11 protein-coding genes are annotated in these 12,663 nt (G+C 49.0%); 8 read left to right on the plus strand and 3 right to left on the minus strand.

The annotated features are described in order from the left end of the window. Positions 1-15: 15 nt before the first annotated feature. Entirely contained in the window at positions 16-1,569 is a 1,554-nt protein-coding gene (dnaA, locus tag MAQ5080_RS08835; protein WP_067205711.1) for a chromosomal replication initiator protein DnaA, read from the minus strand. Between the two features lie 527 nt (positions 1,570-2,096). Here dnaA and rpmH point away from each other — a divergent pair. The 4 genes from rpmH to mnmE all read left to right on the plus strand — a co-directional run bounded on the left by rpmH (position 2,097) and on the right by mnmE (position 5,870). Beyond that, positions 2,097-2,231 carry a 50S ribosomal protein L34 gene (gene rpmH / locus MAQ5080_RS17235; RefSeq protein WP_082861000.1) on the plus strand — a complete coding sequence of 45 codons (135 nt, stop codon included), beginning with the start codon at positions 2,097-2,099 and terminating at the stop codon, positions 2,229-2,231. An 18-nt stretch (positions 2,232-2,249) separates the two neighbouring features. Next, the gene (gene rnpA, locus MAQ5080_RS08840; RefSeq protein WP_231870775.1) at positions 2,250-2,633 is read left to right on the plus strand and encodes a ribonuclease P protein component; all 384 of its coding nucleotides are present in this window, start codon (positions 2,250-2,252) and stop codon (positions 2,631-2,633) included. Between the two features lie 95 nt (positions 2,634-2,728). Beyond that, the gene (gene yidC / locus MAQ5080_RS08845; RefSeq protein ID WP_067205717.1) at positions 2,729-4,387 is read left to right on the plus strand and encodes a membrane protein insertase YidC; all 1,659 of its coding nucleotides are present in this window, start codon (positions 2,729-2,731) and stop codon (positions 4,385-4,387) included. Positions 4,388-4,490: 103 nt separating this feature from the next. Beyond that, entirely contained in the window at positions 4,491-5,870 is a 1,380-nt protein-coding gene (mnmE, locus tag MAQ5080_RS08850; RefSeq protein ID WP_067205720.1) for a tRNA uridine-5-carboxymethylaminomethyl(34) synthesis GTPase MnmE, read from the plus strand. Between the two features lie 59 nt (positions 5,871-5,929). Here mnmE and acuI read toward each other — a convergent pair whose 3' ends face one another. Together acuI and acuR are read right to left on the minus strand one after the other, a co-directional pair. Continuing rightward, on the minus strand, positions 5,930-6,907 hold the full coding sequence (gene acuI, locus MAQ5080_RS08855) for an acrylyl-CoA reductase (NADPH) (protein ID WP_067205723.1): 978 nt from the start codon (positions 6,905-6,907) through the stop codon (positions 5,930-5,932). Between the two features lie 44 nt (positions 6,908-6,951). Continuing rightward, complete coding sequence (acuR, locus tag MAQ5080_RS08860) at positions 6,952-7,578, minus strand: acrylate utilization transcriptional regulator AcuR (RefSeq protein ID WP_067205728.1); 627 nt, start codon at positions 7,576-7,578, stop codon at positions 6,952-6,954. Positions 7,579-8,275: 697 nt separating this feature from the next. Between acuR and mnmG the strand changes: the two genes are divergently transcribed. From mnmG to MAQ5080_RS08880, 4 genes are read left to right on the plus strand one after another with little or no spacing between them, the layout of a single operon-like run. Beyond that, positions 8,276-10,165, plus strand: a complete 1,890-nt coding sequence (gene mnmG / locus MAQ5080_RS08865; RefSeq protein ID WP_067205731.1) for a tRNA uridine-5-carboxymethylaminomethyl(34) synthesis enzyme MnmG — start codon at positions 8,276-8,278, stop codon at positions 10,163-10,165. 37 nt (positions 10,166-10,202) lie between these two features. Continuing rightward, positions 10,203-10,829 (plus strand): 16S rRNA (guanine(527)-N(7))-methyltransferase RsmG, encoded by a 627-nt coding sequence (gene rsmG / locus MAQ5080_RS08870; protein WP_067205734.1) that lies wholly within the window; start codon positions 10,203-10,205, stop codon positions 10,827-10,829. A 6-nt stretch (positions 10,830-10,835) separates the two neighbouring features. Then, on the plus strand, positions 10,836-11,609 hold the full coding sequence (locus MAQ5080_RS08875) for a ParA family protein (protein ID WP_067205737.1): 774 nt from the start codon (positions 10,836-10,838) through the stop codon (positions 11,607-11,609). A 28-nt stretch (positions 11,610-11,637) separates the two neighbouring features. Beyond that, positions 11,638-12,534, plus strand: a complete 897-nt coding sequence (locus MAQ5080_RS08880) for a ParB/RepB/Spo0J family partition protein (RefSeq protein WP_067205741.1) — start codon at positions 11,638-11,640, stop codon at positions 12,532-12,534. Positions 12,535-12,663 lie beyond the last annotated feature (129 nt).

Consider the following 12,663-nt stretch of genomic DNA (forward strand, 5'->3'; position numbering starts at 1 on the left):
AATGTCTTAGACCAATTAGGTGGTCAGAATGCGCATCAATTGTTTGTAGTCTTCACGGATATCCGAATCCGTATCCTGCAATTCTTTAATCTTACGAATCGCGTGCAACGCCGTGGTATGGTCACGACCACCAAAGGCTTCACCAATTTCCGGCAAGCTGTGGTTGGTCAGCTCTTTCGCCAACGACATGGCCACTTGACGTGGACGTGCCACCGAGCGACTGCGACGTTTCGACAGCAGATCGCTGATCTTAATCTTGTAATACTCAGCGACAATACGCTGGATATTATCAATGTTCACCAACTTGTCCTGCAAGGCCAATAAGTCTTTTAACGACTCACGCACAAAATCTGGCGTGATCGAACGGCCAGTAAAGTGGGAGTTGGCAATCACACGTTTTAACGCACCTTCTAACTCACGCACGTTGGAGCGAATTTTCTGTGCGATAAAGAATGCCGAATCGTAAGACAATTTAACACCGCTTTCTTCCGCTTTACGCATCAAAATCGCGACACGGGTTTCCAGCTCAGGCGGCTCAATAGCGACGGTTAAGCCCCAACCAAAACGAGATTTTAGACGATCTTCAAGACCTTGGATCTCTTTCGGGTAACGGTCACAGGTCAAGATCATCTGTTGGCCACCTTCTAACAGCGCGTTAAAAGTGTGAAAGAACTCTTCCTGGGTACGGTCTTTGCCAGCAAAAAACTGAATATCGTCAATTAGCAACGCATCTACCGAGCGGTAGTAACGTTTGAAATCATTGATGGCGTTAAGTTGCAAGGCCTTCACCATATCCGCCACGAAACGCTCCGAATGCAGATACACCACCTTGGCATTGGGGTTGTGACGCATCAGCTCAGTACCGACCGCTTGCATTAAGTGGGTTTTACCTAGGCCCACACCACCATAGATAAACAGTGGGTTATAAGCACCACCAGGATTTTCCGCCACTTGTTGCGCGGCCGCGTGGGCAAGTTGGTTCGATTTACCTTCAACGAAGTTTTCGAAGGTAAATGAATTATTCAGATTCGCACCATGGTTTATACCACCTTCCACTTCCACCTTGCGGTTGGGCGGTGTCAGGGGTAACTGGCCTTGTTCGTAGGGCTCTGGCTCAGGGCGCACATAATGGTCACCTAAGCTTAGTGGCGCTTCGAACTCAATCTCAGGGCCATCATTGTCATCGTCCATTAAGCTAAAGCCTGGGCTGTAGCCAGATTCAAACTGAGGCTCAGAGGCTGGCGCGGTGCGTGCAATCGGTTCCGCGGCTTTCGGCGCGGGCGCTGGTGGTGGAGGTGGCGGCGTTGGTTTCACAAAACCGGCCTGACGTACCGACAGCACTAAACTGGGCGCAGGTTCATTACCAGCAAACTCCGATAGCAGCTCTTTAATGCGCGCTTGGTATTTATTGGTGACCCAATCGAGCACAAAACGATTTGGAGCATACAGACACAGATCGCCATTAGACTCGACCTCCGCTTGCAGCGGACGAATCCATGTATTGAATTGCGATGTGGAAAACTCTTCCTGCAAGGTCACAAGACAGCGCTCCCAATACTGCAAAGACACGATAAACGCTCTCCCTGATTGAGTTTGAAATTCGATAAATTTTAAGCAAGAGGGGGATTTTAACGTGAGGCCCGACACTTATCCACAAAAAATTATGTTATCCACCCGAATTTATTGGCTATGCAAAAATGTTAATAACAAAATAAGTTATACACAGCGGTGCATTAAACGCTTCCGGTGTGTATAAAACACCTACTTACCCACATATTAACAGCGGCTTTGGAATATTTTTATTAACAGCCGTTTTAAATATCAAGTCACTGTTAATAAATAGTTTTTCATGCTTTACACATCACCATGTGCATAAATAAAGAAGGCTATTTTGTTTTTTACTCACAGACGAAGGATAAGGCTGTGAGTAAATTATGAGTGAATTTGTTGGTTAAATTTTTCACAGAAAAGCGCTCTAGGCCGATTGAATTGTTCTGACAAACGCTCTAAAATCCGCGCCCTGATTTGTAATCAAACCAAGAGGCTTGGCGGACGCTAACCCTCACACTTAGACACTGATTCAGTGAGATATAGAAATGAAAAGAACTTTCCAACCTAGCGTACTAAAACGTAAGCGTTCACACGGTTTCCGTGCTCGCATGGCAACTAAAAACGGTCGTAAAGTATTGGCGGCTCGCCGTGCTCGCGGTCGTAAGGTTCTAAGCGCGTAATCTTTGATGTCACGCTTTATGTTTCCCCGGCAGGTCAGACTCCTGAATGCCGGGGACTACCAATCCGTCTTTAACGACACCTCCTCTAAAGTCTTCGCAGGCGAATTTCTGCTATTAGCTCGAAAGCATCCCACTGATGCACGTTTGGGTTTGATAGTGTCGAAAAAAACCGATAAGAGAGCCGTCGGCCGTAACCGCATCAAACGCGTGGTACGCGATTCATTTCGCCATCACCAAGAGCTGCTCGCTGGTCTCGACATCATTTTCCTAGCCCGCCAAGGCATTCGCGATGTGGACAACCCTGAACTGCATAAACGTTTAGAAAAAGCGTGGAAGCAGTTAGCGAAGAAAGCCCAAAAGCCAAATTCTGAGCAAAAACAACGCAAGTCAAAGCAGAAATAGGCTGAAAATTCAGCTAAAGACTGGTTTAATACGGCGTGATTTTTAAAAGGGTGTTTTCACCTCCATTGTCCAACCAACCAAACTAGTTGAATACCATGGATTTCAGACGTTACTTTTTATGGGGAGCGCTGTTTGTCAGTGGCTACCTGCTGTTTCTGCAGTGGAACCAAGACTACGGCACAACTGCAACGGCTCAAACTGCAGGCACATCAAGCGAAGCGGTTGTCGCTGCCAATGCCGATTCCGATCTTCCAAGCACAGACAACAGCACAACCTTAGCGGCGAGCAACGCCGACATTCCAGATCAAGCAGCGCAAGTTGCCACAGGTCAGCTGATTCACGTTAAGACTGATACGCTTGATGTAGCGATCAACCCAGTGGGCGGTGATTTGGTGGAAGCCTCTTTATTGCAGCACTACAAAACACTTGAAGGCAAAGAGCCGTTCGTGATTTTGGACAACGGTGGTGAGCGCATTTACGTGACGCAAAGCGGTCTGGTCGGTCGTGATGGCCCTGATGCCAGCGGCGAGCGTCCGGTATACCGTGCCGAGCAAACGTCTTACACCATGGCAGAAGGCCAGGACACACTTGATGTGAACCTATACTTCACCGATGCCAAAGGCGTGAGCTACACCAAAACATTCCAGTTCACGAAAGACGGCTACAGCATTCGTCAGTTGATCACGGTCAACAACAGCAGCGACGCCACTTGGCGCGGTAACCTGTTTGCCCAGATCAAACGTGACAGTTCAGAAGACCCAAGCACAGCGACCAGTATGGGCCTACAGCCTTACCTAGGTGGCGCGGTGTCGGATGAAGAGAACAAATACCGCAAAGTGTCGTTTGACGACATGGAAGAAGAGCCAGTGAAAGAAATCACTACGAAAGGTTGGGTAGCCTTGCTACAACACTACTTCGTATCGGCTTGGATCCCAGAGCAAGGTCAAAAAGTAACCATTCAAGCGCGTACCAACAACGGCTTTAACCTAATTGGCTTCACTGGCCAAGCGGTGGAAATCCCAGCAGGTCAGCAAGGCACTTTGAGCTCAACCTTCTACGTGGGTCCAAAACTTCAAGATCAACTGGCGGCAACCGCTGAAAACCTAGACCTAACTGTGGATTACGGTTGGTTGTGGTGGCTAGCGAAACCATTGTTCTGGTTGCTAACGGCGATTCAATCGTTCGTGATTAACTGGGGTGTGGCAATCATCCTGATCGTAGTCTGTGTGAAGGCCTTGTTCTTCAAGCTGTCTGCAGCAAGTTACCGCTCAATGGCGAAAATGCGTAAGTTCGCACCAGAACTAGCACGCCTACGTGAGCAGCACGGCGATGACCGTCAAGCCATGTCGCAGAAGATGATGGAGCTGTACAAGAAAGAGAAGATCAACCCACTCGGTGGCTGTCTTCCAATCTTGGTACAAATGCCAGTGTTCCTATCACTATACTGGGTATTGATGGAGTCTGTAGAACTGCGTCATGCGCCATTTATGCTATGGATCAATGACCTATCAGCGATGGACCCATACTTCGTACTGCCGATCCTAATGGGTCTAAGTATGCTAGGTCAGCAAGCGTTGAACCCAACTCCGCCAGACCCAATGCAAGCCCGCATCATGAAGATTATGCCAATCGCATTTACCTTCTTCTTCTTGTGGTTCCCTGCAGGTCTAGTACTTTACTGGGTAGTGAACAACACATTGTCGATCATCCAGCAGTATGTGATTACTAAGAACATCGAGAAGGGCGAAGGCTAGCCTTCCACCTGACTCCAGTTCGAAAAAGGCTTCCTACGGGAGGCCTTTTTGCTATTAACGTCTTACACTAAGCCTAATTCTTTATTCGATTGCACAGGTCGCTATGTCAGATTTTCAACAGCTCATTGACCAAGATACCATCGTTGCTCAAGCCACTGCGCCAGGTCGCGGTGGGGTTGGCATCGTGCGCCTTTCTGGCGCCAAAAGTCTTGAAATCGCTCAGGCCATCATTGGCTTTGAACCCACGCCACGTTACGCCCATTATGTGCCGTTTAAAGACGCACAAGGCGAACAGTTGGATATGGGCATCGCGCTGTACTTCCCAGGTCCGAACTCCTTCACCGGGGAAGATGTATTCGAGCTACAAGGCCACGGCGGCCCCGTTATTATCGATATGCTACTGAGCCGCTGTATGGCGCTTGGCGCACGTCTGGCACGCCCTGGAGAGTTCTCAGAACGTGCCTTCCTAAACGATAAAATGGACCTGACCCAAGCCGAAGCCATTGCCGATCTGATTGACTCGTCCTCAGAGCAAGCCGCCAAGTGTGCACTGCGCTCACTGCAAGGGGCCTTTTCAAAGCGTGTCGATGAGCTGGTTGAGTCTTTGATTCATCTACGCATTTATGTAGAAGCCGCAATTGATTTCCCAGAAGAAGAAATCGACTTTATCGGCGATGGCAAAGTGGCAGCCGACCTTGAAGAAATCCGCAATAAACTTCACAGCGTGATGAAAGAAGCCAATCAAGGCGCACTGCTGCGCGAAGGCATGAGTGTGGTCATTGCTGGGCGTCCCAATGCCGGTAAATCGAGCCTTTTAAATGCCTTATCGGGCAAAGACTCGGCCATTGTTACCTCGATCGAAGGCACCACCCGTGATGTCTTGCGTGAGCATATACACTTGGACGGTATGCCGCTGCATATCATTGATACCGCTGGTTTGCGTGACAGCCCAGACGAGGTCGAGCGCATCGGTATTCAGCGCGCTTGGGAAGAAATTCACAAGGCCGATCGTATCTTGCTAATGGTCGATAGCCAGTCGCTGGAATCTAACGACCCGAACGAAATCTGGCCAGAATTTATGAGTCAGCTAACCGCTCAGGATCACTTAACCTTAGTGCGTAACAAGGTCGACTTGACGAAGGAAAGCACCGGCTACGAAGAGGTTAACGGCCTGCCAGTCATTTCGTTATCGGCCAAGACCAACGATGGTATTGATGCACTCACCACTCATCTGAAGAGTGTGATGGGCTTTGACAGCACCACGGAAGGGGGCTTTATCGCCCGTCGCCGTCATATTGAAGCGCTGCAGAAAGCCAATCGTTACTTGGAGGCAGGCTTTGAGCAACTGCATGGCTATGGTGCAGGGGAATTGCTCGCGGAAGACCTAAAAGAAGCTCAGCAGGCGCTGAGTGAGATCACAGGGGCCTTCACCAGCGATGATTTGCTGGGACGCATCTTTGGCTCCTTCTGTATCGGAAAGTAAGCGAACAACGCCCACCACTGGTGGGCGTTTTTGTTGGCCTTATGTCAGCCTATCAAGGCTTACATCTTCACAATTACACGTCCTTGTACGCGGCCATAGAGCAGACTTTCAGCGTACTCAATGGCGTCTTCTAAGCCCACCACAGCACTAATATGATCCAAGTCTTCAGCTGATAACACTTCTGCCAAACGCTGCCAAGCTTGTTCACGATCGGCGATTGGGCGCTTAACACTGTCGATGCCGTACAGTGTCACCCCACGCAGGATAAAGGGCATCACTGTGGCCGGGAAATCCATGCCCTGAGCGAGGCCACAGGCTGTCACTGCACCGCCATAGCGAGTGCTAGCACAGGCGTTGGCAAGCGTTTGGCTACCAACACAATCGACCACACCCGCCCAACGCTCTTTCTGTAACGGTTTGCCCGTACCACTCAGTTCCGCACGGTCAATAATTTCAGTGGCGCCGAGCTTTTTCAGGTAATCGGCTTCTTCTGGGCGTCCGGTACTGGCGACCACATCAAAGCCGAGTTTGCTGAGCAGACGTATCGCATAGCTGCCCACCCCACCGTTGGCACCCGTCACTAGAACCGGCCCTTGATCAGGGCTCAGACCATGCTTCTCCAAAGCCATCACGCTGAGCATGGCGGTGTAGCCTGCGGTACCAATGGCCATCGCTTGCTCAGGCGTAAAAGCGCTGGGCAAAGCAATCAACCAGTCGCTGTTTAAGCTAGCGCGTTCAGCAAGACCACCCCAATGGCTTTCTCCTACACCGAAGCCATTTAACAGCACTTGGTCGCCCGTTTGGAAACGCTCGCTGCTCGAAGATAGGACTTCGCCTACCAAATCGATACCAGGCACCATCGGAAAGTCACGGATGATGGTCGATTTACCTGTGATCGCCAGTGCGTCTTTGTAGTTCAAAGTGCTGGCTTGCACAGCGATTTGCACATCGCCCTCAGGCAAATCCTGCTCTGACACCTTGCTTAACGAAGCATGGTAACCTTGTTCGTCGTTGTTAATGAGTACTGCGTTAAACATGATATTCTCCTAATTAGACTGGATGTCTATAAATAGACAAATTGTTAACGAGGCAGTCCCGCTAAATAAAACTTCTCAAACTGCACCAATGGAGCGCTTGATTGCATCAGCCGTGCGCGCGCCACTGCACCTTCCCAACCGACCCAAAACACGTGCGCCAAGGCCGCGACATCCGCTTCACGGTCCAACAAGCCCTGTTGTTGTGCCAGCCTAAGGCAATCTGCGACCTTGTTCTGCCAACTTTGATAGGTTGCTTGGACCGCTTGGCGCATCGCCTCCGGCAAAGCCGTCGCCTCTTGCTCTAAATTGCCGACCAAACAGCCGCGTTTGTAAGCGTATTTTTCCATCCCTAATCTTGCTGCTTCGATAAAATTTCGCAGGCGTGTTAAAGGGGGCAAGGTGTCGTCCAATAGGTAGCGATCGAGCTTATTTTCAAAGTAGTCGCGATAACGCTGTAACACCGCTAAGGCGAACGCCTCTTTACTGTCAAAGTAATGGTAAAAAGAACCCTTCGGCACCTGCACTGAACGCAGCATTGGGTCCAAACCAGTCGCGTGGAAGCCCGCTTGTGTCAGCCAAGCAACACCAGCACGCAATAAGGACTCTCGTGTATCGAGATAACTCAGATCATTCTGCTTTGGACGGCCACGGCGGGACTGTACGGCTTCCATAGTTCACTTCTCCAATTAGACCGACTGTCTAAAAATAGGCATTTGTCCCCAAAAGCGCAAGCCAGCCACGGTTAAAGCTATCCACAATGCTTGAGATCGTTAGCTTTCATGTTTTATTCACAATAGAAAAGAGCGCGTGCTAGCGCTGTCAAGAAATTTTATTCACAAAATTTTTGAGAAGATTCGTGCAAGATGAAAAAAAATCCCAAAAAATCGTCTGTGGATTATTTCTTGAGTAAAGACCTGTATGTATAACCAAAAAACAGTAAAATTATTAACAAATTCATTAGCTTATACAGTTAGATATGGAAAAGTATCGCTGTGGACAAAATCGGTAATAAGTGCATAAGAAGTTTTGCACAGGTTGGGACAATTCCACAAGCCAAAAACCCGCTTGTATAACTCACACTTTTATTCACAAGCTTTAGTTATTCACATCACAGGAATACAGGCCGCTTCTTAACAAGTTCTTATGTGTATAAAGTGATGAAATATAATAACTTTTTAGGGTTAAGCACAGAATTTGCTTGGGTATATAATTAACTTAAACATAAGAAAACACTATATAACCTTCTTATATTGTTTTTGATGACCGGGTTGGTAGGCGAGAGCATCTCTTTCAATTTGCAATTTACCCGATATACTTAGCGCCCTTGTTAAATCAACTGTTCGTTTTTTATTCATTACCGAGGTTTGTGTGGATTTCCCAACTCGCTTTGATGTGATTGTAGTCGGCGGTGGCCATGCTGGTACCGAAGCCGCTCTTGCTGCAGCACGTATGGGTGTTAAAACCCTGCTTCTAACTCACAATATTGAAACGCTGGGACAAATGTCTTGTAACCCAGCGATTGGTGGTATTGGGAAGTCCCACCTGGTGAAAGAGATTGATGCTCTAGACGGAGCCATGGCATTGGCCACCGATATGTCGGGCATTCAGTTTCGTACCCTAAACAGCCGTAAAGGACCAGCGGTACGTGCTACTCGCGCACAAGCTGACCGTATTTTATATAAAGCGGCGATTCGTGAGATGTTGGAAAACCAAGAGAACCTTTGGTTGTTCCAACAATCTTGTGAAGATTTGATTGTCGAGAATGGCGCGGCGCGTGGCGTCGTGACACAAAGTGGTATTCGCTTTTTGAGTAAAACGGTTGTCCTAACGACCGGTACTTTCCTCGGCGGTATTATTCACGTTGGTATGCAAAATTACTCCGGTGGTCGTGCTGGTGACCCAGCATCATTGGGACTTGCTGAAAAACTGCGTGCTTTGCCATTCCGTATTGACCGACTAAAGACCGGAACGCCGCCGCGTATTGATGCCCGCACGGTAGACTTTTCGGTGATGCAGACACAGCCAGGCGATGAGATCACTCCAGTGATGTCTTACCTAGGCAGCCGTGCTTTGCACCCACAGCAAATCAACTGCTTCATTACCCATACCAATGAGCAAACCCACGATATCATTCGTGCCGGTATGAACCGTTCACCGATGTACTCAGGTGTGATTGACAGCGTTGGACCACGTTACTGTCCTTCGATTGAAGATAAGATCGTACGTTTTGCTGATAAAAATTCGCATCAGGTGTTTATTGAGCCAGAAGGCTTAACCACACATGAGCTTTACCCAAATGGCATTTCCACATCCTTACCGTTTGATGTGCAGCTGGATCTGATTCGTTCCATGAAAGGTTTGGAGAATGCCCACATTACGCGCCCGGGTTATGCCATTGAATACGATTACTTCAACCCACAAGATTTAAAGTACTCGCTTGAAACCAAGCATATGGAAAGTCTCTTCTTCGCTGGACAAATCAACGGCACCACTGGCTATGAAGAAGCTGGTGCGCAAGGTCTGTTAGCCGGTATGAACGCCGCACTGCAAGCACAAGGCAAAGACGCTTGGACACCGCGTCGTGACGAAGCTTACCTAGGTGTGTTGGTGGATGATTTGATCACCATGGGGACCAAAGAACCGTACCGTATGTTCACCAGCCGTGCGGAGTACCGTTTGATCCTTCGTGAAGACAACGCCGATATGCGTTTGACGGAAAAAGCACATGAAGTGGGCTTGGTATCGGAACAGCGTTGGGCCGCTTTCTGCGAAAAACGTGAAGCGATCGCACAAGAAACCCAGCGTATGAAATCCTCTTGGATTGTACCGAACACACCGGAAGCCGAGGCCATTAATCCAAAATTAGAAACGCCGATCACACACGAATACAGCCTGCTGGATTTGTTGAAGCGCCCTAATGTGGAATACGCGGACGTAGCGAATCTGAAAAACGCTCCGGAACAACCGGTTGCCGAACAAGTGGCTGAACAGGTACAGATTACGGTGAAATACGCGGGCTATATTTCGCGTCAAGCGGAAGATATTGAGCGTTTACGTCGACAAGAAAATACCCCATTGCCGGAAAACATCGATTACTCGGTGATTGATGGCTTGTCTAACGAAGTGAAACAGAAGTTATCCGAAGCCCGTCCGGCGACGCTGGCGGCGGCATCTCGTATCCAAGGGGTAACCCCTGCTGCGGTATCTTTACTGTTAGTTCACTTGAAAAAACGTGCCATAAGCAGCAAAAGTGCCTAGAATCAGCATCCAATAGTATGCATTTCTAGGAATCATTGTGAGTTATTTTGATACCCTCAAGCGTGGTGCCGGTGACATGGGCATCTCGCTTTCTGATGAGACGGTTGATCGTCTTGTTCAATATCTAGGTCTTCTGGAAAAGTGGAACAAGGCGTACAACCTGACCGCCATTCGCGATGCGGACAAAATGGTGTCTTTGCACCTGTTGGATAGCTTGGCGACCCTACCTTTCATTACTGGTAAGAAAATCATCGATGTCGGCACCGGCCCTGGTCTACCTGGCATGGTTTTGGCCATTTGTTTACCAGAGCATGACTTCACCTTATTGGATAGTAATGGCAAAAAGACCCGTTTCCTGACGCAAGTGAAAATGGAAATGGGGCTGAAAAATGTCACCGTAGCCAATGAACGGGTGGAGAACCACGCCCACCAAGGGGCCTATGATCACGTTACCTCACGTGCCTTTGCTTCCCTTGAAGATATGATTAATTGGTGCTTACCATTACCGTCGGCAAGTGGTAATTTCTTAGCCATGAAAGGTGTGTACCCAGACGATGAACTGGAACAACTTCCGGACACGGTGACGGTACAAGAGATCCAACCATTGAGTGTTCCCACCATTGATGCTGAACGTCACATGGTGATCATGACCCGCAAAGGATAGTAAGCTATGGCGCGAATCATCGCAGTGACCAATCAAAAAGGCGGCGTAGGTAAAACCACTACCTGTGTCAACCTGGCCGCTTCTTTAAGTGCCATGAAGCGTCGGGTACTGTTGATTGACCTCGATCCTCAGGGAAATGCGACCACTGGCAGTGGTTTGCAAAAAGAAGAACTCGAAAAATCTGTGTTTGATGTGCTAGTCGGTACTCATGGTGTGAAAGAAACCATGATCTACAGTGAAACGGCGGGCTACACAGTACTGCCGGCCAACGGTGATTTAACCGGGGCGGAAGTGGTGCTGTTGGACCTGCCGAGCAAGGAAACTCGTCTGCGCGCGGGCTTGTATGAAGTGGAACATGACTTCGACTACATCTTATTAGACTGTCCACCGTCGTTGAACATGCTGACGGTGAATGCCTTAGCCGCTGCGCAAGGCGTGTTGATCCCAGTGCAGTGCGAATACTATGCCTTGGAGGGGTTGACGGCGTTATTGCAAACCATTGAGACCATCTCAACGGCATTAAACCCATCCCTTGCGATTGAGGGGATCCTGCGCACCATGTACGACCCTCGCCCCAGCTTGACCCATGACGTGTCGACGCAATTGGTGGAGTATTTTGGTGATAAAGTATTTGATACGGTGATTCCGCGTAATATTCGCTTGGCGGAAGCTCCGAGTTACGGTTTGCCAGTGTTGCATTATGAAAAGCAATCCCGTGGAGCCGTGGCGTATCTCGCCCTTGCTGGGGAATTTATTCGTAAACGCGCCGTGGCGGCGTAACGCCTATTCGAACTAAAGGTTGATTGGAATGACGATGAAAAAGCGCGGATTAGGTCGCGGTTTAGATGCTTTATTGGCTCCGAAAGCGGCACCTGCTCAGGACGTAACAGACATTGGTGAAGACAGCGCAAGCAAGACTGATCACACCATTCAAGGGTTAACGTATCTGCCGCTGGATTGGCTCAGCAAAGGGAAATTCCAGCCTCGTCGAGACATCAATCCAAGTCATTTGGACGAATTAGCCAACTCGATTCGCAATCAAGGCATTATGCAGCCGATCGTAGTGCGCCCATTGGCCGAGCAGCGCTATGAAATCATTGCCGGTGAACGCCGCTGGCGTGCCGCGAAAATTGCTGGCCTTGATAAAGTGCCGGTGATCATTCGTCACGTGGAAGACTCTGATGCGGTGGTGTTGGCGCTGATCGAAAACATTCAACGAGAAGATCTGAATCCAGTAGAAGAAGCCATGGCCTTGCAGCGCCTGGTGGAAGAATTCAGTCTGACCCAACAACAAGTGGCCGATACGGTGGGCAAATCCCGCTCCGCGGTGGCCAATATCCTGCGTCTGCTTAATTTAACGGCGGATGTGCGTCGATTGCTCGAGCATGGTGATATTGAGATGGGTCATGCCCGTGCGTTGTTGGCGCTGGAAGCAGAACATCAAGCCCAAGCGGCCTCCGTGGTGATCACCAAATCGTTATCGGTACGCGAGACGGAAAAACTGGTCAAAACCTTGCAAAATCCTGAAGCCAATACCGAAAAAGCCCCATTACCGGATTTCTCTGCTCACGCCTCAAAAATCTCGGATAAGATCCAATCCAATGTCAAAATTCAACCGAGTGCAAAAGGCAAAGGCAAATTGGTGATCGAGTATCGTGATCAAGCCCACCTAGAAGCCATGATGAGTGAACTTTTTGGCGTTTAACAGGCAACTTTGGTGCGTAAACGCATCAATATGATAGACATTACGCGAATAGTGTCCTTTCTATGCCGTGTTTGTATTGAACCGCCTTGGCATAACTCATATAATGCCTCGGATTTTAAATTTGATCAC

It is taken from the genome of Marinomonas aquimarina, assembly GCF_900089755.1.
GTDB lineage: Bacteria > Pseudomonadota > Gammaproteobacteria > Pseudomonadales > Marinomonadaceae > Marinomonas > Marinomonas aquimarina.

What these genes read in the sequence shown, in the direction of transcription:
- acuR (WP_067205728.1), bottom strand. Translation starts at nt 7,578, where the DNA reads ATGGAAGCCGTACAGTCCCGCCGTGGCCGTCCAAAGCAGAATGATCTG.
- MAQ5080_RS08880 (WP_067205741.1), top strand. Translation starts at nt 11,638, where the DNA reads ATGACGATGAAAAAGCGCGGATTAGGTCGCGGTTTAGATGCTTTATTG.
- MAQ5080_RS08875 (WP_067205737.1), top strand. Translation starts at nt 10,836, where the DNA reads ATGGCGCGAATCATCGCAGTGACCAATCAAAAAGGCGGCGTAGGTAAA.
- mnmE (WP_067205720.1), top strand. Translation starts at nt 4,491, where the DNA reads ATGTCAGATTTTCAACAGCTCATTGACCAAGATACCATCGTTGCTCAA.
- yidC (WP_067205717.1), top strand. Translation starts at nt 2,729, where the DNA reads ATGGATTTCAGACGTTACTTTTTATGGGGAGCGCTGTTTGTCAGTGGC.
- rnpA (WP_231870775.1), top strand. Translation starts at nt 2,250, where the DNA reads ATGTTTCCCCGGCAGGTCAGACTCCTGAATGCCGGGGACTACCAATCC.
- acuI (WP_067205723.1), bottom strand. Translation starts at nt 6,907, where the DNA reads ATGTTTAACGCAGTACTCATTAACAACGACGAACAAGGTTACCATGCT.
- rpmH (WP_082861000.1), top strand. Translation starts at nt 2,097, where the DNA reads ATGAAAAGAACTTTCCAACCTAGCGTACTAAAACGTAAGCGTTCACAC.